Raw genomic sequence first — 24621 nt, 5'->3', positions numbered from 1 at the left:
GAATGAAGGGTAATAAAAGACCGGCAAAAGGCATAACAGGAGGATGGACATGCAAAAAATCAAGCTTGGCACAATCGGTACGGGATTTATTGTGCGTTATATTTTAAACGGAGTGAAGGTGACTGACGGTATCTGTTGTGAAGCCGTATATTCAAGGACCCGGGAGAAGGGCTGTGAATTGGCGGAGCATTATGGCGTACAAAAGGTATATACAGATCTGGATGAAATGCTGCGGGATGAAGAGATTAACTGTATCTATATTGCTTCGCCGAATAACCTGCATTATGAACAGACAAAAAAAGCGTTGCTTTCCGGAAAGCATGTGATCTGTGAAAAGCCGTTCTGTACAGGGGAGAAACAGGCCAGAGAGCTGATTGGGCTGGCAAAAGAACGGGGATTGTTTTTGGTGGATGCAACGCCAACCGCCTTTCTTCCGAATTTTGAAATTTTGAAAAGAGAGCTGTCCAAGGTAGGCAGGGTACGACTTGTTCTGAGTTCGTACAGTCAGTATTCCAGCCGGTATGATCAGGTGCGGGAAGGAAAGCTGCCCAATGTGTTTAACCGGGAGTTTGCGGGGGGCTGTCTGATGGACATCAACTATTATAATGTCTATCTGAATGTGGCGCTTTTTGGCAGGCCCGTTCAGACCGCATATTATCCGAACATTCCGGAAGGGCTTGCAGATACGTCCGGCATCCTGATGATGCAGTATGAGGATTTTGTCAGTGAGTGTGCGGGAGCTAAGGATACCTGGGGCGTCAATTCCGTACAAATTCAGGGAGAGAAGGGATATATTTATGTAGAAGGGGGGAGCAATGGAATTACTTCGCTTAAGGTAGTGACAAAAGATGGCGAGGCAGTTTTTGATGAACAAAACGGTGCGGATCACTGGATGCTCGAAGTGCGCGAAATTACGCGGCTCATGTTGACAGACGACCACGCAGCCATGTACCAGAGGATGGATACCATGGCAGACGTGATCGGTGTCATTGAGGAAGCGCGCCATAGGGCAGGAATCTGGTTCCCGGGAGAAGAAAGTCAGGGGTAGGGTGAACAGCTGTGCCGGACAGCATAAATGTGGTGTGCATCATGACGGAGGCAGCCCTGAATCGTCTGCTTAGACGTCATATTCATCAATGCAGATGGTTTCTCCAAGTACTTCGCGCATGGCATAGAGGGAAAGGTCGTCACGAGTACCGACACTCCACTTGACAAGCGTGATACAGCGGTTTTGAATTTCAATACCTGTAATGCCTGCGGGATGGACACAGCTGCCCGTGTTGCAGTAAGGAGCTTCTTTCGTCCCGATCATAGGGCGGTGTGTGTGTCCAGTAATCAGCAGGCGGTTGTTTTTGACCGCCCAGTCAGTCAGCAGTTTTTCGGAATGTTCTTTTCGGGTGTTGTTTTTGGCGGCGCTGGTTGGATCTGGGATACCGAGTTTTTCCAGAGGGCGCCAGATATAACGGACCAAAAATCTGGAAAGCGGCCAGAGAGTGCTGTTGAGGAGATCTGCCTGGTGTCCGTGAGTCAGACAAATATCTTTTTTCTTGTGTGCATCCTGCAGAATAATGCCGGAATAGAACGTAATGCCGGGACAAAGCGCGTGTTCACGGTGCTGTTCACAGCGCCAGGTGCGAAAATTTTTACGTAGATAGGCCGGATTTCTTTTTACAATATCGTGATTGCCGTATACGGCGTACATGCGGCCTTCCTGATAGTATTCTGCGATGGTGGAAAAGCTCTGTGGATGTACGTCCTTGATTTTTCGAAAGGAGCGGTTTTCCCACAGTTCGTCGCCATCTCCAAGTTCCAGGTAAGTAAAGTTTTTCTGAAAATAATGATGCAGAGCCGCAAGGTACAGAAATTCGTTTTTCATGAAATTATCTCCTGCGTTTCCACAGCCGCGGTGACAGTCGCTGAAAAGAATATAGCGAGAGTGGTCGTTGAGCGGAAGCCGTAACGGGTGCTCAAAGGCCTGTGAAATCCGCTCATGAGCTTTCATGAGTACCTCCTGGATGCAGATTTCCTGTGTTTATAGTATTTTCTTGGCTTCAGCATACGCCGGAAGGCAAAGGGCAGGAAGTAGTAGAGGTAAAGCATACGGTCAGGCGTACAGGTAAAGGGACGTGTAATCCAGAGAAACAGCCGGCAGAAGATACGGTTTTTCCACTGGGCAAAGCGCCGGAGCATGCGGTTTTTCCACGCGATAAGGCAGTGGAAAAGCCGATTTTTTTTGCCATCGTGACAGGGCTTGCAGGAGGCATCAAAAGCGAAGGAGGCAGTAAGGGAGCATCTGCAGCCGCAGGTCTGAACTTCGTGACATCCTTTTCTGTGGACGGCTTCTGCAAAGCGTTGAAGCATTTCTTCATTTGGAAAGGTAATCACAGCTTGGAGCTCGAGGTCTTCGGGTTCGCTGTACGCTCCCATTCGGAATCCGGTGAGCCACCAGTGAATTCTTTCAATAGAAAACAGCTTTTGATTTTTGCGCTGTAATTCCATACGAAGACCGAGCATTTCCTCTGACGGAACCCCATGGAACAGCGCAGTGGAATACTGGCTGGGCAAAAGCAGGGAATTTGCACGGTAGACGCCGATTTCGGCTCCAGTGTTGATGCCGTACTGCCCTTTCCAGAATTCAATCAGCCAGGTTCGATCGTTGTAATCAAAATAAACAGGCTCACAGTCGAATACCATGTTGAAGTGAACAGCAGCATCGTCAAAGGCTGCGCAATAGCCAAATTCTTTTTGCCAGCTGTCATAGGTAGATGTAAAAATATCCTGATCTGGCAGGTATTCAAAGCCGAACGGCTGTGCCAGTTCGTTGAGCAGACAGCATTTTTCTGCATCACTCATACAACAGATTTTTCGGATAATATGTCGTTTCCGGCAATGATTAATCACATAAAATAAAACGCACAGAGCGAACAAAATACCAATTAACAAATACATGATTTACTCCAATCAAAAATTTTCTTTCTATTTATAATATGTCAATAGAATCAAGAGGTCATAATTCCACAGACAGGATTCCGATAAAGTGGGACTCAGTTTTTTAGTTTTATTTCCAGAAACGGGACATATGATAATAATAAGAATTTTTGATAGTGGGGAATGTCGTGAGTGAGAAAAAAATACCGGAGGAAATGAATCAGACGGCAGGACATTTTCATGTTTTCTGGAAGATGATGCAATATGTTATGCTGGTGGTACTTTTTGTTGCGGCCATACTTCTGCCGGTGTACGGAGGAAGACTGGATGTTAAGGAGAGCGCCGGACAGCAGGCAGATAAGGCAGCTGGCGAAAATAACTCTGGCAGTAATGGGGGGTCAGAGGGGGCTTCCGGAACGAAAGGAACGATCGTTCTCGATGCGGGGCATGGGGGCTTTGACCCTGGAATGACAGGGGCTAGTGGGATTACAGAGAAAGAACTGAATCTTATTTATGCAAAGAAGCTGGAAGTGCTTTTGTCGGAAGCGGGGTATCACGTTGTACAGACCCGGACAACAGAAGCTGGACTTTACGATGAAAATGAGACGCATAAAAAGGCGCAGGATATGCAAAGACGGGTTGCGGTAATTGAACAGGAAAAGCCGGTCGTAACGATCAGTATTCATCAGAACAGCTATCCTCAGGATGCGTCGGTGTGCGGTCCGCAGGTGTTTTATTTTGAGCATTCGGCGGAGGGAAAAGAGCTGGCGACGAGCATCCAGAATTGTATCAATACGCAGCTTCAGGTGGAACGGCCGCGCGTACCGAAGGGAAATGGCTCCTATTACATATTGAAACGTTCCGCAAGTACGACGGTGATTGTTGAATGCGGATTTTTGACGAATCCGGCAGAAGAGGCAAAGCTGCAGGAGGAAGCTTATCAGGATAGTATGGTTCGGGCTGTCTGTGACGGGATTTTGCAGTATCTTGGAAGCAGTACCGCGGCGTGACAGAAGAAGTCTCAAAAATGTAGTATTGCCTGTAGAAAACTGGAAACAAAGAAACAGACGGAGCCTGTTGCGGGTTCCGTCTGTTTCGATAAAAAGGATTATGCGATAACCTTCGGTTACTGGGATTAGAGTCTGATATTTTTGAACAGGGAAGCGAGTGTGGTAGTTGCTTCTTCTGTTTCTGGCATTTCGAATACTTCTTCTTCGATCTCTGTTGCGGCTACATCCTCAAGCGCCTTCATGCTGAGGCTGATCTTACCGTCTTTGACAGCCGTGATCTTGACTTTGACAGTCTGTCCTTCCTTCAGGACAGCTCCCGGATGCTTGATGCGTTGCTGACTGATCTGAGAGACGTGAACGAGACCAGAAAGGCCGTTTCCAAGGTCAACGAATGCACCGTACGGCATCAAAGATTCTACTTTTCCTTCTGTTACAAGACCGACCTCAATGTTAGAGATTCTTGTTTTGCGTTCTTCTTCCTCTTTTTCTCTTAAGATATCTTTGGCGGACAGTACGAGGCGTTTTTCTTCCGGATCAGCGGTGATGACACGTACCTCGATTTCTTTTCCTACATATTCATCAAGATTTTCTACATAATTTAAAGAAAGTTTAGAAGCCGGAATAAAACCGCGGATGCCCTCCACGAAAGTGGTTACGCCACTTTTGACTGCCTCGCTTATTTTTACTTTAATATTGGACTGATCCTTTTCGAGCTGCAAAAGCCGTTCCCATCCGAGTACAGCAGCTGCGGCTTTCAGGGAAAGCTGAATTCTGCCCTGTGCATTATCGCGGCGAATAACGGTTGCAGAAATTTCCTGACCAACCTCCATATCGCGGAACGTAAAGGAAGGATCATCACTGGCATCTTCCAGACGGATGACACCGTCAGTATAAATACCAAGGTCAATCGTCAGTTCTTCATCAGAAACGCCGATGATGGTGCCGGAGAGGATATCCCCCTCGTGGATTGGTTTCATGGAGGCAGTGATGGCATCTTCGTAATCGGCCATTGTTTCTGCAGGAGCTTCTGCTTCCTCTGCTTTTTCATCAGAAACTACTGCTTCGTTTGCTGCTGTTTCATCAACTGGATTTTCCAGAACTGTCTCTTCGTTTTCTGCTGATGCTGTTAAAATTTCTTCGCTCATAATACCCTCCATTTTGTAAAAATTCACACATTTTGTTCTTAACGTCAGAACTCTGCGCAATTACAATTATTTTAACACAGTATTTTTATTTTGAATACTGCAAAAAGGTGAAAAAAGCAGAAAAAGGTTCCAAAAAAAGAACGAAAGTGTTATACTATGTCCGAAAGGCAGGAGGATACAATGAGGACAGTCATGGAATGTATGCGTGACGGAATAGACGAAGAAATAATCGGTTGCGCTGGTGAGATACTGAGACGGGGAGGGCTTGTAGCTTTTCCGACGGAGACTGTTTATGGCTTGGGGGCCAATGCCCTGGACGAGAAAGCTGCCGCGAAGATATACGGTGCGAAAGGGCGTCCTTCCGATAATCCATTGATCGTACATATTGCCGACTGGGATGCCATTGAAAAAATAGCGGTGGATATTCCGGTGGAGGCAAAGCTTCTGGCTGATGCATTCTGGCCGGGGCCGCTTACCATGGTGCTGAAAAAATCCGATGCAGTTCCTCTTACTACGACGGGAGGTCTTTCTACGGTGGCAGTGCGTATGCCGGGACATGAGGTGGCGCGTGCACTGATTCGTGCCGGAGGCGGTTATATTGCAGCTCCCAGTGCAAATACATCAGGACGTCCGAGTCCGACAAAGGCAGTACACGTGGCGGAAGATATGGATGGCGTGATTGATATGATTATTGATGGCGGAGATGCAGAGATCGGTCTGGAATCTACGATTGTCGACCTGACGGGGGATGTTCCGATGATTCTGCGTCCCGGTTATATCAGCCAGAGAATGCTTTCCGGAGTGCTGGGGAGCGTAGAGACAGACAGGGCGCTGATTTCCGATGATTCGAATATCAAGCCAAAGGCACCTGGGATGAAATACCGTCATTATGCACCGAAAGCAGATTTATTTATTATTGAAGGCAGTGAACGGAAGGTGCGGGAGAAGATCAATATGCTTGTAGCAGAGCAGATGGATGCCGGGCGCATTGTCGGTGTGATAGGAACGGATGAATCGTTCGGATGCTATCATGGCGGCGTGATAAAATCAATTGGCTCGCGTGCGGATGAGATTACGATTGCACAGCATTTGTACAGTATCCTGAGAGAGTTTGATGAGATGGATGTATCAGCCATCTATTCAGAGTCTTTTGATACACCGCAGATGGGACAGGCGATTATGAACCGGTTGATAAAAGCAGCTGGTCATCAGATCATCACTGTCTGAAGTATGGCGTCTGCACGCAAATATTACAAAAAGAAAAACCGACTGCTGCAGCCAGATTTTGGGGGATTGCCTGCAGGGAAGGGATAAGGAGCAGATACGATTGAGAAGGTATGACAAACTTATTTTTGTGAGCAATAGTGATACGGCGATGGGGCCCATGGCAGAGGCCATTTTACAGAGCAAATATTTGCTGGACGAGCTTACAATTATGTCCAAAGGTGTAGTAGTGTTGTTTCCGGAGCCAATTAATCCAAAAGCGGAAGCCGTTCTGGTGAGCAATGGGTTAACGATGAAGGAACATATGAGTGATCCGCTGACAAAAGAGGATTTCGAGGAGCGAACGTTGATTCTGGCCGTTGATGAGACGGTGAAACAGAAAGCGCAAAATGAGATTGCGCCGGAAGGGGAAGAGATTTGTGCTCTTTGCGAGTATGTGGGTGAAACACAAGATGTGATCAACCCATATGGAGGGGCTCTGGCGGAATACGGCCAGTGCTATGCCCAGCTTGATGCGTTGATCAAGAAGCTTGTGGTACAGTTGAATGAAGAGGAGCTTCTGCGTTAAGAATATTAAGTGGATCGCGGGGCAAAGCTTTGTGCTTGCGATAGAGGAGAAAACTAAAAAAAGAATGCAGGCGAGAAATCGCTGCTGATAAAGTGAAAAACAAAGGCCATAAGGCTGCTGAAAAATGTGGGAGGTAACAGATGCAAAAGATAGTTATTATGGATCATCCGTTGATCCGACACAAAATTGGTCTGATTCGGAGAACAGATACAGGTTCTAAGGATTTTCGGGCGTTAATCGGTGAAATAGCAATGTATATGTGTTATGAGGCAACGAGAGACCTGAAGCTTCGGGATATTGAGATTGAGACGCCGATTTGCCGGACGACGGTCAAAGAACTGAGCGGGAAAAAGCTGGCTGTTGTACCGATTCTCCGTGCCGGACTCGGAATGGTAGAGGGCATGCTGGCGATGATTCCTGCTGCGAAGGTTGGTCATATTGGGTTGTATCGTGATCCGGCTACATTGAAGCCGGTTGAATACTACTGTAAACTTCCGGCAGATACGGATGAGCGGGAGGTATTTGTGGTAGATCCGATGCTGGCGACCGGTGGTTCTGCTGTGGCGGCAATTCAGATGCTGAAAGACAAAGGCGTAAAAAATATTCGTTTTATGTGTATCATAGCGGCGCCGGAAGGTGTAGAGGCCATGAAAAAAGCACATCCGGATGTAGATATTTACATTGGAGCACTGGATGAATGTCTGAATGATCATGGATATATTGTGCCTGGGCTTGGGGATGCCGGAGATCGTATTTTTGGAACGAAATAGACCGGGTATCTGTGGATAGAATAGATAGCTCCCTGGTGTCAGTTCAGTTTGAGCTGGCGCCAGGGAGTTTTTATGTTTCAAAAACAGATGAAAGACAGATTCTTATCATGACTTACATTCTCAAAGTACGGTATCTTCCAGATCAATGAGCCAGACATTCCCGGCTTCTGCGGCAGCCTGGGTAAGCTCTGGTGTAAAACCTGCCGTGGAAAAGATACAGAGATACCGTTCTTTATCTGCAAAAGGCTCCAGCGGCATGTTCAGGCTTTCCAGATAGGACAGGTCAGCGGGAACCTCGCTGGCGTGACAGATTCCAAGAACCGTATGCGTTTCGTCCACAGCGACAAGCGGAATACGGAAAAAAGGTTCACGTTTTGTCCCTCCGCACCACCAGGAACCGGTATGATGGTAGGAAAAAGGTGCTTCTTGTGTGTCGACAAGCCGTTCCAGATACTCTGTACATACTGTTTCAAAAACAGGCAGAGCGTATTCGCTTAGCTTTGGATATACTTCCTGTTCATAGAGGGTACGGCCCTGACCGAACAGGATTGTGCTTATATTTGGGTATACAAAACGATACCAGAAGCGAAGCATGTGATCTACGAAAACGTAACGCACTTTTTTTTGTGTATCTCCAACTGCCGGAAATTCTTTCGTAAGAATGCCGAGGCTTATGAGGATATTGAGATATTTAGCACACTTATTTGTACCAATGGATGCATCTGATGCGATATCGGCCAAACGATTTCGTCCCGATGCGATGATTTCCAGCAGGAAATTGTAGGTGGAAATTTCGCGCAGTTCCCGGTGCAGATATTTTAGCGGTTCGAAAAGCAGAGGAGAATCCTTCTGGAAAAACAAAGAAAGGACATTTTCTCTGCCAGTGGCTTCCGGTCGCAGCATATTTATATAGGAAGGAAGTCCTCCTGTAATGCCGTACAGACAAATCTGCTCCAGCGGGGGAAAGGTGGATAAATAAGGCCGGCACGTATAAAATGGAACAGCGTCCAGAAATGCACGTGCGGAGATATGATGAAAGGGAGAAGGTGCTTTCTCCTGCATCATCTGTCTTGCGTATCCGACGGAGGAGGTTGTTATAGCAAGAAAAATTTTTCCGGCTGGAAAATCGTGTTCCATTGCATTTTGGAATGCTTCCATAAAATCTGGTTGATGAACCGGCAGGTTTTGGAATTCATCCAGTACGAGTACAAGACGATGGGAAAAGGAAACGCTGGAAACCCAGGAGAAAGCCTGTTCCCATGTAGTAAATTCCTGCGGGATCTGGTGGGGGGAAATGCAACGGACGGCTTCCTCCCAAAATGCATGCAGCTGTCTTCGTGGTACAATTTCTGTGGCAGAATAGAAGATCGTTCTTTTGTTTTGACAGAATTCCCGCAGAAGTTCTGTTTTTCCGGTACCGTCCCGTCCATAAAGGAACAGGAAGGAAAACTGCATACGATTATATAATGTATTTAATTTTTTTAGTTCTGAGGCAAAAAGTGTCTCCATAATGGCCTCCTTGTGTAAATCGGTGTTATTTCATAGGAGAAGTATAATCCTGGTTTAGTGAAATGTCAAATCAAGTTGCCAATCTATAAGATGGCAGAAAAAATGTCATTTTTTTAAGAAATTTCTTATTTACGAGAAGAAATAGATGTATTATACTATAAGATGATTTATAGTTTTTATTATGTTTTGTTGTATTTCTTATGATATAAGAGATATTACAAAAAATAAGTAAGAGCAAAATAATAAGGAAATGATCAATCAGAAAAAGAAACAATCCAAGAAAGAAAAATGTGTTGATCAAGAAAAATTAATAAGGGGAGGCTTTTTACTTATGCATAGGAAATTCAGAAAAGTTGCAGCTATTATTTTGACATCAGCAATGTTGATGCAAAGCTGCGTAGCGGGAATGGCAGCGGAAAGTCCAGCTGTACCGGCAGAGACGCAGACCGAGGCACCGACGGAAGCACCTACCGAGGCGCCGACGGAAGCACCTACTGAGGCGCCAACAGAAGCACCGACGGAAGCACCTACCGAGGCGCCAACAGAAGCACCGACGGAAGCACCTACCGAGGCGCCGACGGAAGCACCTACTGAGGCGCCGACAGAAGCACCTACCGAGGCACCGACGGAAGCACCTACCGAGGCGCCAACAGAAAAAGAGACTAAGAAAGAAACAGAAAAAGAGACGGAAAAAGAGACGGAAAAAGAAACCAAAAAAGAAACAGAAAAAGAGACGGAGCGTTCAGAGCGTGTGAACGACGGGCAGAAGTTTTCCTATTCAGATCTCGCGTCTTCACTGAATACGGCACTTCCATATTTGTTTGCGGCAAAGAATGTAAACGGTCCGGAGGATCTTTTGAAAGATCAGGAAATAGCCGATGAAGATTTGGGTGCAGGGATTGTTTCAGGGCTTACAGATTTTTCCAAGAAGCTTGCGAACGGCGTGTCTTCTTCCACGGTTGAAGTAGTAAATCTTTACGCAGATAAAAATGGCAAGCTGGATATGGCGCAGCTTGACAAATTATATAAAGATCATGTAATTGATGTTACGGAAAAGTATTATGTTGTCAATGTGATTGCAGATCATGCAGATCAGAATTTGGATTTTTCCGGATATGATCTGACTCTTTCCGGAGAACGTGTTACATATAGCGAGGAAACTGAGCCGGGAGATATTCTCTATAACTTTGCGGCATTGGAGGGAGACAAACTTCAGGCATATAAGGGAACCCTGACACTAGCAAATGGCGCAGGGCTGCAGGGAACTTATCTTGCACCGGAAGCGTCCGTTCAGGTAAATTCCAGTCTGTCCGGTGCAGTTTATGCAGAACAGATTACGGTATCAGGTTCAGCCACGGAACTGTTGCAGATCGCTTTCGTAACAGGCCTTGAACCAGATGAAACGCAGACAGAACTTTCGACGGAAGCAGAGACAGAAACGGAAGTCCTGACAGAAGAGGTGACGGAAACCCAGACGGAAGCTTCTACAGAAAAAGAAACGGAAGCTCTTACTGAAGTAGCAACAGAGACGGAAATAGAAACAGAAATAGAAACAGAAATAGAAACGGAAGCTCTGACAGAAGCAGTTACAGAAGCGGAAACAGAGACAGAAGCTTTGACAGAACCAGTTACAGAGGTTCCTGTGGAATCTGAGACGGAGATTTCGACAGAGGCGATAACAGAGATTACAGCAGAACCGGAGACAGAAGCATTTTCTGAGACGGAAGCATCTGGAGAGATTGCTGTAGAACAGGTTATTGATACCCTTTTGTTTGCAGGCAGAGCGTCTGTACTGTATTCAAATGATAACGTTGATTTGCGCGTAAGTGTGGTACAGGAAACTGACGCAGGTGTATCTGTTGCAGAAGGTGTTGGTATCGCTGTAAAGGCAGCAGAAAATGTTGTGAATGAAGATGGAACGATCAAATTTGCAAAAGATTCTGTAATTACAGAGGTTGAGAGTACCAATGCAGAAGTGAGCATCGGAAAGGATCTTACAAAGGGTGGTCAGTACTATATTGAGCTTTCAAAAATTCCGGCTGATTTCTGCGGTGTGCAGCGCATTTATTTTACAGTGAATGAAGAGGGCAAGCCGGTTCTCGACAGTACCGCATTCGGTACAGTAGAGAGTGGACTTCTGACTATTACACTTTACAGCAGTAAAATTACTGTGAACGGATCCGTGATCCTTAAAGTTGTAAAGGATGATATTGCAGAGAGTCCGATTACGAGTGCTGCTTTTGTGGTGAAGGATAAAGACGGCAATGTATTGAAGAATGTGGAATCGGAGGATCCGTCCTGTTACATTCAGTACACAGGGGTTCCGATTCGTTTGACCGGACTTCCGGCAGGCGAGTATCTGCTGTCACAGATTTCCACAGAGACAGGATATAAGATTGCGGAGGATCAGCCGTTTACCGTAGTCGCAGATACAAGCAGTGAGCTGGTTGTAAAAAATGCAGCAATGGCTGGACTCAACACTTTGAATGTTACTGCGCAGGCATTTTGTAACAACGTGCTCCTGACGGCGGAAAAAGCCGGAGAGGCGATGGAGACAGAGTATTATGCAGCACTGTTTGCGGACAAGGATCTGAAGCAGAGAGTCAGTGCGGTGACAGCGCTTAACTTTGAGCAGGGAAAGACGGCAAGTGTACAGAGCGTTTTCGGAGGACTTGAAAAAGGTTCTTATTATCTTGCACCGACGAATGAATTTGGAGAAATACTGGAAGTAAAACAGTACCAGATCGTCGACAATGCAGGAGCGGTTTTATCTGAGCTTATTTTTAAAGATGGAGAGACTGCTGCGCAGAATGCAGTAATCAATTATCAGTATGTAGCAGATGCTACGGAAAACACGTATCCGGACGGAGATTTCTCCTATCTGGCGGATCTCACTCTGACCAAGAAGCTTTTAAATGGAGACGGAAGTGAGCGTATCGGTGAAGAGAGTGATGAATTCACAGTAGACCTGTATCAGGATGCGGAGAGAACGAAAAAAATAGAGGCTGCACCAGTTGTCTTCAAAATGTCAGGAATTGCAGCAAAAGAACAGAAGATTCAGGTAAAGATGACTGCTGGTACAGCAGATCTGTATCTGACAGAGAAAGACAAAGACGGCCAGATAATTGGCGCAGATGCCAACAATAAATCTCAGTATACGGTAAGCTATGCTCCGGACAATACCGGTAAGATCACGGTGATCTGCGGTACACCGGTCAGTGCTGAGATTCTTAACCAGATGAACAATTCTGTTGTGAAGCTTGCACTGAGAGATACATCCGGCAAATATGTTCCGGGCGTGACGATGGTTGTAAAAGACAGCAATGGTCAGGTTGCTTATGACAATGGTAAAGCTCTGGTATTTACTTCCGGTGAAACAGATCATGTATTACAGGATGTTCTTACACCGGGCCAGACTTATTACCTCTCCCAGGTATCAGCGGCATCGGGCTATGGACCGGCAGCTGATGTGGCATTCAAAGTAAAAGAACACGGCGAGACGGTGGTTGAGATGGTATGCCATGCGGCAAAGAGCACGAGCTATTCCGTTACGGTTGCAAAGCAGGTATATTGTGGCGAGAACCAGGTATATGCACAGGATACAACCAACAAGGAACATGCTGCAAAGGGCAGATATACTTTCTATGTAGCACTGTTTGCGGACTCTGCATATCAGCAGAAGGTCAGCAATGTTCAGAAGATTACCGTTAAGGGGCTGAATGGCTCCACAACGTTTAAGAATCTGGAAAAGAATGCAACGTATTATGTTTCAGAGACAGACCAGTACGGTGTACCGCTTGTTTCCGATAACAACCGAACCATTCGTTATGCAGCGGGCGGTAAGGTGACGATGTCATCACAGAGCCGTACCAGCGTGATTCAGAATATTTACAAAAATCTTCCGGCCGGATATCGTCATACGGCAAGACTTACAGTTACGAAAAATGTAGTGAAGGCTTCCGGAGAGGAAGTAAATGTAACGGATACGTTCTACGCAGGTATTTTCCGTAAAGCGGATTACAGCGATACGCCGACCATTGTAAAACTGGATCTGAAAGCAGCTACTTCGGCATATACGACTCTGAGAATTTTGCTTCCGAACAGCGGAGAGCAGACATATTACTTTGCAGAGGTAAATGCAGATGGCAGCCGCGTGCAGGAGGATTCCTTTGCATATGAGATTGAAATTGACAATCCGTCCATGAAGGTGACGAGCGGCAGCTCTGCTTCCGTTACGATTACAAACAGAGAGAAATCCTCTAAAGTAACGCTTTATCTGACGAAAAAGGTATATCAGGGAACGGCACAGAAAGCAGTAAATGAAACCTTCTATGCAGGTTTGTTCAAGGATAAGAACTTTACGGAGCTTTATACGAAGCCGGTTCCGCTGAAGCTGGAGAATAAGAGTGAAGTAACACTGAAGCTCTCCTTGAATCTTGGGACTACCTCAGATGCGACGATCTATATTGCAGAGGTTGACCAGAACGGAAGAGTGATCAAGAATGAGCGTGATTTTGGATATGAGATCAAGATGGTCAATTCAAATGCAGCGTTCACAAAGCAGACGCGTGAGATTCAGACAATTCTTCTGAACTCTGTATATGGCAGTGTGACGAATAAGGATTGGAATGATATTCTTCATTCGGATGACAATTATATGGGAAGCGATGGGGTGGTATCCGGAAACGGTGAGCTTGGTGAGGCAGCGCAGACGGGTGATGAAACACCGATTGCACTCTATGCGTCACTGATGGGCGTGGCGATTCTGTTGATTGTGATCCTTGTTGTTCTGAAAACGAGACGTAAAAAATAAGAGTTTCGAATAAGTAACAGGAAAGGGACTGTTGCAAAATAGCGAATCCATTCAACATATGGCTTAGATGTAAAAGGCATCGAAACCATATGTTGGAGGAATGCTGTATTTTGCTACAGTCCCTTTTTACGTAGACTCATACAAAGGATTATTGATGTCGGTTTAATACTTCATCTGTCAGTTTTTTTGTACAGGTGATAGCAATAGCGCCGTCTCCGATATGACAGGCTACGCTCAGGGAGAGCGGGTCCATGGTGATGTTGTGCGTAGGGTAGACCTGCTGTACTTCCTGCTTCCAGAGATTGGGCTCTGTCAGATCTGTACCGGAATAAGCCAGCATAAAATGCATATTGGAAGCCGTTTCATCGGAACCGAAACGCTCTGTACAGTCTTTGTGAATTGCTTCGAGCATTGTGGTCTTGGCAGCCTTGAGCGTACGGCTTTTTGCGTAGGCGTCGAGCTTGTCTCCCTGAATCTGAAGTACCGGTTTCAGGCGAAGGAGCGTGCCCAGTGCTGCCGCTGCCGGTGTGATGCGGCCTCCCTTTTTCAGGTAATATAGAGTGGCCAGTGTGATGTAAATACTGGAATCAGCGGCGGTGTCCTCGAGATAGGTTTTGATTTCAGCGGCGCTCCATCCGGCTTCTGCGAGGGCCTTTGCGTCCAGGGCAGACTGCTTCTGAGTAACGGAAATACGTCGGTTGTCAACGACAAAAACTTTTCCTTCGTATTCCTGCGCGATCATCTGCGCCGCGCTGCAAGAACCGGAAAGTCCGCTGGACATCGGAATATGAACGATTGTCTCATAATCATTCAGTAAACGATCCCATAAGTCCGTGACATCTGTGAGGGATGGCATGGATGTGGAAATCGTTGCGTCATTTTTCAAGAATTCGTAAAAGCTTTTTTGATCTAAGGTAATATCTTCGTAGTAAAGGGTATCATTTACATAAAAGGGCATTGGGATTACGAAAATTCCCAGCTCCTTGCTTTCTTTTTGGGTAATGCCGCTATTACTGTCTGTTACGATTGCTATTTTTCCCATTTTTGCCTCCTTGCTTGTGATTTTCATATAAATTGCGGTGTTTGTATACCGGATTTTACAGATTCTCGTAACTTTTACTATAACACAAACAGAGATGCGCCGCAATTTAATTATAAAAATCAAAAGTGAAAAGGAATGCCTTTGGCTGTTGGAAAGGAAGTTTTTGCTTGCCATTCTCTTCGTTTAAAGCTATACTTAGAAAAAAAGCGCAGGAAAGGATTTGTTTATGGAACTGTTAGAGGTTATTCTTGATTCGTTTGTCAACGTTGCGATGTTGCTTTTTGAATATATCGGAGTCGGTGTTATTACGTTTTCAGGCATTCAGGGCTTTGTCAATTATATCCGCCGTTCACCCGACACGAGACTGGTTCTGGCGAAAGGACTGGCGATGGGGCTGGAGTTCAAGCTGGGAAGCGAAATTTTGCGTACTGTTATTGTGCGGAATCTTCAGGAGATAGGCATTGTGGCAGGAATTATTCTGCTGCGGGCAACGCTCACCTTCCTGATTCACTGGGAGATTCGCAATGAGGAAAATGACGGACATGCGAACCAGGAAGCAGCGAAGACCGTTCAGATGGGAGAAGCAGTGAAGTCATCTGAAGTAACCGTTCAGGGAGCAGAAGGAATACAGGAAGCTGGAGCAGTGAAAGCGTCGGAAGCAGCCCAGACAACAACGCATGGTTCAGCCAGCCATCAGGAGGATTCTGAACAGAAGTAACTTTTCTATTTTTATCTGCCGGTTCAGTGCATCCATCCGGCCAGTATCACACTGGCCGCAATTCCGGCAAATGTGGCAAGAAGCGCGCCAGGCAGGGTATGGCGCGTTTTTTTGATGCCTGCCGTCATGAAATAGACGCTCATAGTATAAAAGATTGTTTCTGTACAGCACATCATCAGAGAGGCAATCAGTCCAATGTGTGAGTCGCAGCCAAATTCTTTGTAAATGTCCAGCAGCAGCCCGGTTGCGGCGCTGCTGGAGAACATGCGCAGAATGGTGAGCGGAACAAGGTCGCCGGGGAAGGAGATCAGGGCGGAAAACTGGCCGATGGCTCCGGCAAGGAAATCAAGAAAGCCGGAAGCACGGAGTACCCCTGTGGCGATCATCAGGCCAATCAAGGTCGGTACAAGTTTTACGACTGTTTTCAGGCCGTCATTTGCACCTTTGATGAAGCTGTCATAAACCGGAACCTTCATAAGAAGCCCGTAACCGATCACATAAAAGATCACAAAGGGTATAATCATCTGTGAAACATAAAGAATAAAATCCATGAGACCTCCTGCCCCGTGGTCTGCGGGGACTGATTTAGGAATTCAATGTTTTCTGGAGCTGCTTTCGCAGAATATCAAAAGGCGCGGGTCCGGTTTCCAGTACCATGCGGTGGAATTCCCGCAGAGAAAAACGATCCTTTTGCGCAGCACTTACCGCATCCCGCAGATCACAGAAATTCAGGTAGCCGACATAATACTTGAGATAGTTGGCCGGAGCCTGCAAGATACTATTGTAGAGAGAGGCGGCGGTGTCTGTGCCGAATCCCAGTTTTTGCAGAAAGGCGCTGACCTCTTCCAGGGAATAGCCGCGGTAATGGATTCCGATGTCCAAAAGGGAAGCCAGCCCGAGTGTAAAGGAACGGTTTTTCTGGGAGATGGATGCATAAACCGGATCGTCTTCCCACAGTGAATAGGAATACATTTCAACATAGGTCGCCCATCCTTCCGTGTATCCTCCGGTGTCCATCAGACAGCGCAGCAGATCGGGTTCCTGTGCAGTAAAATATACGTTTTGATACAGATGACCCGGATAACCTTCGTGCGCCAATGTTGTGAAGAGTTCGAGCGTGTCGTAATTGCTGGCCCGGTTGATGTAGATGACATTATTTTCATAGTCATCAATAGCCGGAGTCAGATAAAAGGCAGGACTCAGATAGTTTTCCAGCGATGTATGTACATATTTGATATTACAGGAAACATTCGGGGGCATTGGAAAGTCTTCTGTGATTTTTTCGCGGAGCTGAGAAAGCAGCGCTGCCGGTGAAGCTGTCGTACCGGTACCGGAGGGGGTGAGGATTCCTCCATTTTGCGCAGAGAGTTTCTGGATATCAGAAAAGTCAGCTACCATCTGCCTCTTGATTGCTTCTTCAATCGCTTCGATCTCCCTGCTGTCACCCACGGTGCTTTGTACCAGATAGCGATAATACTCACGGCCCTGCGGAAGGTAGGAGAGCCCTTTATCGTTTTTTCCGGAATTAGCAAGCGCGCTGAGCCCGGAGCTTAAGGTTTCGTACGCTGGAATCACATATGCATCGAGGATGGACTGGTTGCGGCTTTTGTAAGCAATTTTTTCGTCAGAAGTCAGGTTGGAGATTTCATCAATTTTTTCGTTGAATATCCCGATTAGATAATTTTGCTTTGGATCAGCAATAAAGGTGTTGCACTGGCTGATCACATCCGCAGCACAGGCACGGCTCATGAAAAGGCCTGCGTTTGCTTTGTCGCGTTCAAACGATAAAATAGAGGAAAAATAATCCGGAATCTGTGTGAGCAGAGCCAGATAATCTTCAATATCTCTCTTTGTGCGGAATGTGTATTCTGCAAGCAGGATTGGCAGCTGTGCCTGCACACCGAGTGTCGGGCTGAGTGGTTCATCGTACAAAAGATAATCAGCGCCTTGCAGCTGCGTATTCAGATAATCTGCAAAAATATCATAAGTCAGCTGATGCTCATCAGAAAGTTTTTCATAGTCAAATTTTTTCAGAGCATTGAGGTAATTTTCTGCGGAAGCACACGATTTTTTTCGCGCTTCGAGACTGCCGTTTCCCAGTGTGACTTCCCCTTCTTTGATATGGAAGGAATCCGGTTGGGCTATGGTATAGTGCCTGTTGAGGGTATTGCCGCTCATCTCTTCGCAAAATACTTCCTCTGCAAATTTACGAAATTTTCTGTCCTCTGAATGAAACGGAATCGGAACGGACAATCCGAAGAGCCGTGCGACCAGGAGACACAAAATAGCGCCGAGGAAGAGAATGAGACAACCGGACAGCGTTTTGTGAGATGTGTGTTTCTGCGGCGCAGCAGCCTGGGCGGTCCCCATGCTGGCAGCAGAAGGTGTCTGAAGTTTTGATGAAAGCTGAGACATATGAGTGCTCCATATGAATACTCTTATCGTATTTTATGCACAGAATAAGAAAACATGTAAAAAACATGCCATCGCCTTGACAGAAAACGGTCCTTGTGTTAAGTTAAAAATCAGAAATGTATCTGGCAGACGGACAGATGAGGCTGTCAAATGCCGGAAGAAAATCCTGTGATGAAGAGAGTACGTGTGCGGAAACGGTACAGAGAATCTCCCGTTGCTGAGAGGGAGAGCGCAGATGTATACGGAAAATGGCTTCGGAGGGGCGTGGCTGAACCGGAAGTAAATAAAGGTAAGGCTGCGACAGGTCCGCCTGTTATAGCGGTTGGGTATTAACGTACCTGCAAAGGTCTGTGCCGTGAGGCTCAGATGAAAAGAAGTGGTAACACGGGAACGCTCGTCTTCTTATTTAATGAGAAAGGAAGGGGCGTTTTTTTATTCCCATCAGGAATGAACCAGGCAACCACGTGAAGTTTCCTTCGGGAATGCGGGATTTTTTGATTTAGTTTAAGGAAGGAGCATTAAAAAATGAACAAACCAAAGTTTTATATGACTACTGCGATTGCCTATACCTCCGGCAAGCCGCATATCGGAAATACGTACGAAATTGTTCTGGCCGACAGCATTGCTCGTTTCAGAAGAGAGCAGGGATACGATGTGTTTTTCCAGACCGGAACGGATGAGCATGGGCAGAAGATTGAGCTGAAGGCACAGGAGGCAGGTGTGACGCCGAAAGAGTTCGTGGACGGCGTGTCAGGAGAGATCAAACGGATCTGGGATCTCATGAATACGTCGTATGATAAGTTCATCCGGACCACAGATGAGGACCACGAAAAACAGGTACAGAAAATTTTTAAAAAGCTGTATGATCAGGGCGATATTTACAAAAGCTCATATGAGGGACTGTATTGTACGCCGTGCGAGTCCTTCTGGACAGAATCGCAGCTGGTAGACGGTAAATGTCCGGACTGCGGCCGTGAAGTGAAACCGGCAAAAGAAGAGGCTTATTTCTTCCGTATGAGCAAGTATGCGGATCGTTTGATTGAGCACATCAATACCCATCCGGAATTTATTCAGCCAGTATCACGCAAAAATGAGATGATGAATAATTTCCTGCTTCCGGGCTTGCAGGATTTGTGCGTTTCGAGAACTTCTTTTCAATGGGGAATTCCCGTTACGTTTGATCCGCGCCATGTGACGTATGTGTGGCTGGATGCACTGACAAACTATATTACAGGAATCGGTTATGACTGTGACGGGGAAGGTACGGAGCAGTTCCGGAAAAACTGGCCGGCAGAGCTGCATCTGATCGGAAAAGATATTATCCGTTTCCATACAATTTACTGGCCTATTTTCCTGATGGCGCTGGATCTTCCGCTGCCTAAACAGGTATTTGGCCACCCGTGGCTGCTGCAGGGCGACGGAAAAATGAGCAAGTCCAAAGGAAATGTGCTCTATGCGGATGATCTTGCAGATGTATTCGGTGTGGATGCGGTGCGTTATTTTGTACTGCATGAGATGCCGTTTGAAAATGACGGTGTAATTTCCTGGGAGCTGATGGTAGAACGATTGAATTCCGATCTTGCTAATACGCTCGGAAATCTGGTAAACCGGACAATATCCATGACGAATAAATATTTCGGCGGAATCGTGCGGGATGGCGGCGTGGCAGAGCCGGTGGATGAGGAGCTGAAAGCAGTAGCTCTGGCAGTTCCGGAACATGCAGCGAAGAAAATGGATGATCTGCGTGTGGCAGATGCGATCAGCGAAATTTTTACACTGTTTAAACGCTGCAACAAATACATTGACGAGACAATGCCGTGGGTGCTTGCGAAAGATGAGACCAAGCAGGACCGCCTGGCTACAGTACTCTATCATCTTACAGAGTGTATCGCGATCGGCGCATCGCTGCTGGAATCCTTTATGCCGGAGACTTCCGGGAAAATTCTGGAGCAGCTGCATGCAAAGAAACGCACTCTGGAAGAGATGAAGCAGTACGGCTTGTATGAGTCGGGTACAAAGGTAACAGATAAACCGGAGATTTTGTTTGCCCGTCTCGATCTGAAGGAAGTGCTTGCAAAAGCAGAGGAAATTCAGAAGGCACAGTTGGCGGCAGCGGGGCAGAGCGCGGACAGTCAGGGTACAGCGGAAAAAGAGGACGCAGGTGTGATTGATGTTGAGGCGAAGCCGGAAATTTCGTTTGACGATTTTGAAAAGCTGCAGTTCCAGGTAGGTGAAATTATTGCGTGTGAAGCAGTGAAGAAGTCGAAGAAGCTGCTCTGTTCACAGGTAAAGATTGGAAGCCAGATAAAACAGATTGTATCAGGAATTAAAGCGCATTACACACCGGAGGAAATGGTAGGCAAGAAGGTTATGGTTCTTGTAAATCTGAAGCCGGCGAAGCTGGCCGGTGTGCTTTCCGAGGGAATGCTGCTGTGCGCAGAGGATGCAAGCGGCAATCTGGCGCTGATGAAACCGGAAAAAGAGATGCCGTCCGGGGCAGAGATCTGCTGATCGTACCGCTTCTTGCAAAGAAACCGGAAGTCCGAATGAACTCTGGAAAAAAGTTTGCAATCGGTAAGGTGAATGGCAGAATAGGAGGTAAAAAATATGGAGCATAAAAATGCGTGGAGAACGTATACAAAAGAGCAGACAGAGGAACTGGAAGCGTTATCTGTACGCTACAGGGCTTTTCTGGATGCAGGAAAAACGGAGCGTGAGTGTGTGAAGGCGGCCGTACGGCTTGCCAGAGCAAGTGGTTACGTCAGTCTGGAAGAAGCAGTTGCTTCCGGAAAAACGCTTGCAGCCGGGGACAAGGTATATGCAGTATTTATGGAAAAGGATATTGCGCTGTTTCATATCGGAGAAAAGCCTTTTGCGCAGGGAATGCGTATTCTTGGGGCGCACATTGATTCTCCGCGTCTCGATCTGAAACCAAATCCGCTTTATGAGGATGCAGAACTGGCATATCTTGACACACACTATTATGGCGGAGTCAAGAAATATCAGTGGGTGACGATTCCGCTTGCCATTCATGGCGTTGTGGCGAAAAAAGACGGGTCTGTGCTTGAGGTCTGTATCGGCGAGAAGGAGGATGATCCGGTTGTATTTGTGTCGGATCTCCTGATTCATCTGGCCGGCGAACAGCTTGAGAAAAAGGCGCGAGTGGTGATTGAAGGTGAAAATCTGGATCTTTTAGTCGGAAGCCGCCCGGTTGCAGATGGGAACGAAGAAGGAAAAGAAAAAGGAAAAGAAAAAGAAAAAGACGCGGTAAAAGCAAATATCCTCGCAATTTTAAAAGAACAGTACGGAATCGAGGAAGAGGATTTCCTGTCTGCTGAGCTGGAAATTGTTCCGGTGGGGAAAGCCAGAGATTGCGGCCTTGACCGCAGTATGATTATGGCTTACGGACAGGATGATCGTGTCTGTGCTTACACGTCTATGGAGGCACTGCTTGCAGCAGGCACACAGGAATATACATGCTGCTGCCTGCTGGTTGACAAGGAGGAGATCGGAAGCGTAGGCGCAACCGGAATGCAGTCGCGGTTCTTTGAAAATACGGTGGCAGAGCTGATGAACTGTGCAGGCGAATACAGTGAACTCGAGCTGCGCCGGTGTTTAAGCCGCAGCCGTATGCTTTCTTCAGATGTGAGCGCAGCGTATGATCCGCTTTATGCGTCGTATTTTGAAAAGCGAAACAGCGCTTATTTCGGAAAAGGAATGGTCCTTTGCAAATACACGGGTTCCCGCGGCAAAAGCGGAAGTAATGACGCAAATGCGGAATATGTCGCAGCAGTGCGGGCAGCGCTGGAGAAGCATCACGTGGCATATCAGACCGCAGAGCTTGGAAAAGTGGACGTCGGGGGAGGCGGAACCATTGCTTATATTTCAGCTCTGTACGGAATGCAGGTGATCGACAGTGGCGTTGCAGTGATGAATATGCACGCACCGATGGAGGTGACAAGCAAGGCCGACGTTTATGAGGCAGAGAAGGGCTATGAGGCTTTCTTAAAAGAGGCGTAAAGATGCACATGCCGGAACATACGGCATAGCATAAAGGGAGGATTTTTGAATGGGGAAGATGCAGATGAAGGAACGGCAAATCAGCTCCATGGAGCAGACAGCCATGCGCGTATCAAAGATCAGCATTGTTGTGAATGTTCTGCTTTCTGCCGGTAAGCTGGCCGCTGGAATTCTGGCCTCTTCAGGCGCGATGCTTTCGGATGCAGTTCACTCGGCTTCCGATGTGTTCAGTACGATTATTGTGATGATCGGAATCCGCATGTCAGGCAAAGCAGCAGACCGAGAGCATCCATACGGCCATGAGCGAATGGAATGCGTCGCCGCCATTCTTTTGGCAGTCGTACTTGCGCTTACAGGTTTTAAAATAGGGGCATCCGGACTGGAAAAAATCAGTTCAGGAAATTATGGAGAGCTGGCGGTACCGGGGATACTTGCTCTTGTGGCGGCGGTTGTGTCTGTTCTTGTAAAAGAATGGATGTACTGGTATACGCGCTTCTATGCGAAAAAGATCAAATCTCCCGCACTCATGGCGGATGCCTGGCATCATCGTTCGGATTCGCTTTCTTCGATCGGTGCATTTATCGGTATTCTCGGCGCCCGGCTTGGATTTCAGGTAATGGACCCGGCAGCAAGCGTTGTGATCTGTCTTTTTATATTAAAAGCGGCTTATGATATCTTTAAAGATGCAATTGATAAGATGCTGGATACCGCCTGCGACCCGTCTCTTGAAAAAGAACTGCGGGAATTTGTACTGATTCAGAGCGGCGTTCAGGGGATTGATCTGCTTCGCACGCGAACCTTCGGCAGCCGGATTTATGTAGACGTAGACATCCGGGCAGACGGTTCCATGTCACTGCGGGAGGCACACGGGATTGCGGAGCATGTACACGATGAGATAGAAGGACAGTTTGAACAGGTGAAGCACATTATGGTGCATGTAAATCCGGCATAAAACAAGGCAGGCCAATGCGTTTGAAAGGGTGTAATCTGCCAGAAAACGGAGGACAGGCGAGTGAAACGACAAGTAAGTTTGGAAGAAATTTCTGACGGCAGATTATACAGCCGGAAAGATATGGTAAGAGCCGGCTGTGGAGGCTGCAAAGGCTGCTGTGAATGCTGCAGCGGAATGGGAACATCCGTAATTCTCGACCCGTTTGACGTATATCGTCTGACGGCAGGACTGTCCTGTACGTTTGAAGAGCTGCTGGTGAATAAAGTGGAACTGAATGTCGTGGATGGGATCATTCTGCCTAACCTGAAAATGAAAAGTATTTCCGATACCGGAAAAGCAATGTCTGATACGGATATGACAGGTACGGTTACAGAGGAAGCCTGTGCATTTTTAAATGAGGAGGGGCGCTGCAGCATTCATGCATGGCGCCCCGGAATCTGCCGCCTGTTTCCGCTTGGCCGCTATTATGAAAAGGAAAAGCGCAGTTTTCGTTATTTTTTACAGATTCACGAGTGCCCCATGCCGGCCAAAACAAAAGTAAAAGTGGAAAAATGGCTGGACACACCGCAGTTGTCACGTTATGAGACATACATAAACGACTGGCACTATTTTCTTGAAGATGCAGAAATGAAGTTTGCAGATGGCATGAGTGACGATGACAGAAAAAATGCAAACGTTTTTCTGCTCAAACTATTTTATTTCAAACCATACAATACGTCAGAGGATTTTTACTCTCAGTTTGAAAATCGCCTGCGAATCGCGCAGGAAACTCTTTTTTGACCAGCCGGGAGCCAGCGCCCCTGATTCGTCCGATTTTCAAAAGATAAAAATGGAGGACACAACATGCAGTTACTAAAGGATAAAATCCGCAAATATGGAAAAGTCAAAGAAGGCAATGTACTGAAGGTAGACAGCTTCCTGAACCATCAGATGGATGTCAGTCTGTTTCGTGAGATGGGGAAAGAATTTAAAAAGCGTTTTGCCGGAGAAGAAATCAACAAAATTTTGACCATTGAGGCATCCGGAATCGGTATTGCATGTCTGGTGGCAGAGGAATTACAGGTGCCTGTGGTTTTTGCGAAAAAGACGCAGACCAAAAATATTGCTGGCGACGTGTACACCTCAAAGGTAGAATCCTACACACACGGACGTGTCTATGATATCATTGTGTCAAAAGAATTTCTTGGAGAAGGGGATAAAGTGCTTTTGATTGATGATTTTCTCGCAAACGGAAAAGCGCTTGAGGGATTGTGCGCCCTAGTAGAGGCCTCCGGAGCAGAGCTTGTGGGAGCCGGGATTGCAATTGAGAAAGGCTTCCAGGTGGGAGGCGAGATTCTCCGTTCAAAAGGAATCCATCTGGAGTCATTGGCGATTGTGGATGGAATGGATGAAAAAACGGGAGAAATTATGTTCCGAGAATAAGCAATGCTTTGAAAAACAGCTGCAAAATAAATTTTTTACGGCCGGGGTTCACCCGGCTGTATTATTTTTATTTTGCAGCTGTTTT

19 protein-coding genes and 1 pseudogene are annotated in these 24621 nt (G+C 46.7%); 13 read left to right on the top strand and 7 right to left on the bottom strand.

All coding sequences use genetic code 11. From position 1 onward, the window contains the following. The first annotated feature begins 49 nt into the window (after window positions 1–49). Window positions 50–1048 (top strand): Gfo/Idh/MocA family protein, encoded by a 999-nt coding sequence (locus tag AC6I2O_RS18980; RefSeq protein WP_120393749.1) that lies wholly within the window; start codon window positions 50–52, stop codon window positions 1046–1048. Window positions 1049–1117: 69 nt separating this feature from the next. Here the strand turns inward: AC6I2O_RS18980 and AC6I2O_RS18975 are convergent, their stop codons facing one another. Continuing rightward, window positions 1118–2002 carry a metallophosphoesterase gene (locus AC6I2O_RS18975; RefSeq protein WP_120393748.1) on the bottom strand — a complete coding sequence of 295 codons (885 nt, stop codon included), beginning with the start codon at window positions 2000–2002 and terminating at the stop codon, window positions 1118–1120. Further along, on the bottom strand, window positions 1999–2949 hold the full coding sequence (locus AC6I2O_RS18970; protein WP_120393747.1) for a DUF4474 domain-containing protein: 951 nt from the start codon (window positions 2947–2949) through the stop codon (window positions 1999–2001). Before AC6I2O_RS18970 ends, AC6I2O_RS18975 begins: the two co-directional genes overlap by 4 nt. Window positions 2950–3116: 167 nt before the next feature. Between AC6I2O_RS18970 and AC6I2O_RS18965 the strand changes: the two genes are divergently transcribed. Beyond that, the gene (locus tag AC6I2O_RS18965; protein ID WP_497743484.1) at window positions 3117–3938 is read left to right on the top strand and encodes an N-acetylmuramoyl-L-alanine amidase; all 822 of its coding nucleotides are present in this window, start codon (window positions 3117–3119) and stop codon (window positions 3936–3938) included. A gap of 125 nt (window positions 3939–4063) precedes the next feature. Here the strand turns inward: AC6I2O_RS18965 and AC6I2O_RS18960 are convergent, their stop codons facing one another. Then, window positions 4064–5083: a S1 RNA-binding domain-containing protein gene (locus AC6I2O_RS18960; RefSeq protein ID WP_497743483.1), complete on the bottom strand. Its 1020-nt coding sequence runs from the start codon at window positions 5081–5083 to the stop codon at window positions 4064–4066. 180 nt (window positions 5084–5263) lie between these two features. Between AC6I2O_RS18960 and AC6I2O_RS18955 the strand changes: the two genes are divergently transcribed. From AC6I2O_RS18955 to upp, 3 genes are all read left to right on the top strand, one after another. Further along, window positions 5264–6310 (top strand): L-threonylcarbamoyladenylate synthase, encoded by a 1047-nt coding sequence (locus AC6I2O_RS18955; protein ID WP_120392545.1) that lies wholly within the window; start codon window positions 5264–5266, stop codon window positions 6308–6310. Between the two features lie 100 nt (window positions 6311–6410). Beyond that, window positions 6411–6875 carry an arsenate reductase/protein-tyrosine-phosphatase family protein gene (locus tag AC6I2O_RS18950; protein ID WP_120392544.1) on the top strand — a complete coding sequence of 155 codons (465 nt, stop codon included), beginning with the start codon at window positions 6411–6413 and terminating at the stop codon, window positions 6873–6875. A 140-nt stretch (window positions 6876–7015) separates the two neighbouring features. Then, on the top strand, window positions 7016–7645 hold the full coding sequence (gene upp, locus AC6I2O_RS18945; protein ID WP_120392543.1) for a uracil phosphoribosyltransferase: 630 nt from the start codon (window positions 7016–7018) through the stop codon (window positions 7643–7645). A gap of 120 nt (window positions 7646–7765) precedes the next feature. Here the strand turns inward: upp and AC6I2O_RS18940 are convergent, their stop codons facing one another. Further along, window positions 7766–9154: an ATP-binding protein gene (locus tag AC6I2O_RS18940; RefSeq protein WP_497743482.1), complete on the bottom strand. Its 1389-nt coding sequence runs from the start codon at window positions 9152–9154 to the stop codon at window positions 7766–7768. A 331-nt stretch (window positions 9155–9485) separates the two neighbouring features. On the opposite strand from AC6I2O_RS18940, the gene AC6I2O_RS18935 reads away from it, so the two are divergent. Further along, window positions 9486–13967 (top strand): hypothetical protein, encoded by a 4482-nt coding sequence (locus AC6I2O_RS18935; protein ID WP_497743481.1) that lies wholly within the window; start codon window positions 9486–9488, stop codon window positions 13965–13967. Between the two features lie 148 nt (window positions 13968–14115). Here AC6I2O_RS18935 and AC6I2O_RS18930 read toward each other — a convergent pair whose 3' ends face one another. Then, window positions 14116–15009 carry a DegV family protein gene (locus AC6I2O_RS18930; RefSeq protein WP_497743480.1) on the bottom strand — a complete coding sequence of 298 codons (894 nt, stop codon included), beginning with the start codon at window positions 15007–15009 and terminating at the stop codon, window positions 14116–14118. A 226-nt stretch (window positions 15010–15235) separates the two neighbouring features. On the opposite strand from AC6I2O_RS18930, the pseudogene AC6I2O_RS18925 reads away from it, so the two are divergent. Next, a pseudogene (locus AC6I2O_RS18925) lies at window positions 15236–15541 on the top strand (DUF1622 domain-containing protein); the annotation flags it as partial. 209 nt (window positions 15542–15750) lie between these two features. On the opposite strand, the gene AC6I2O_RS18920 reads toward AC6I2O_RS18925, so the two are convergent. Together AC6I2O_RS18920 and AC6I2O_RS18915 are read right to left on the bottom strand one after the other, a co-directional pair. Further along, complete coding sequence (locus tag AC6I2O_RS18920) at window positions 15751–16278, bottom strand: spore maturation protein (protein WP_120392539.1); 528 nt, start codon at window positions 16276–16278, stop codon at window positions 15751–15753. 34 nt (window positions 16279–16312) lie between these two features. Beyond that, entirely contained in the window at window positions 16313–18142 is a 1830-nt protein-coding gene (locus tag AC6I2O_RS18915) for a DUF885 domain-containing protein (protein WP_120392538.1), read from the bottom strand. Between the two features lie 150 nt (window positions 18143–18292). On the opposite strand from AC6I2O_RS18915, the gene AC6I2O_RS18910 reads away from it, so the two are divergent. The 6 genes from AC6I2O_RS18910 (at window position 18293) to AC6I2O_RS18885 (ending at window position 24536) form a co-directional block, all read left to right on the top strand. Next, entirely contained in the window at window positions 18293–18475 is a 183-nt protein-coding gene (locus AC6I2O_RS18910) for a hypothetical protein (RefSeq protein WP_497743479.1), read from the top strand. A gap of 192 nt (window positions 18476–18667) precedes the next feature. Then, the gene (gene metG, locus AC6I2O_RS18905) at window positions 18668–20653 is read left to right on the top strand and encodes a methionine--tRNA ligase (RefSeq protein WP_497743478.1); all 1986 of its coding nucleotides are present in this window, start codon (window positions 18668–18670) and stop codon (window positions 20651–20653) included. Window positions 20654–20749: 96 nt separating this feature from the next. Continuing rightward, window positions 20750–22162, top strand: coding sequence for an aminopeptidase (locus AC6I2O_RS18900; RefSeq protein WP_497743477.1), 1413 nt, complete (start codon window positions 20750–20752; stop codon window positions 22160–22162). Between the two features lie 49 nt (window positions 22163–22211). Beyond that, on the top strand, window positions 22212–23114 hold the full coding sequence (locus tag AC6I2O_RS18895; protein WP_497743476.1) for a cation diffusion facilitator family transporter: 903 nt from the start codon (window positions 22212–22214) through the stop codon (window positions 23112–23114). A gap of 60 nt (window positions 23115–23174) precedes the next feature. Further along, complete coding sequence (locus tag AC6I2O_RS18890; RefSeq protein WP_497743475.1) at window positions 23175–23894, top strand: YkgJ family cysteine cluster protein; 720 nt, start codon at window positions 23175–23177, stop codon at window positions 23892–23894. Window positions 23895–23957: 63 nt separating this feature from the next. After that, on the top strand, window positions 23958–24536 hold the full coding sequence (locus AC6I2O_RS18885; protein WP_120392533.1) for a xanthine phosphoribosyltransferase: 579 nt from the start codon (window positions 23958–23960) through the stop codon (window positions 24534–24536). The last annotated feature ends 85 nt before the right edge of the window (window positions 24537–24621 follow it).

It is taken from the genome of Blautia sp. St.27G3 (genome assembly GCF_059728505.1).
Note: the sequence above shows the minus strand (reverse complement) of the source record. Positions and strands in the feature narration are given on the sequence as shown.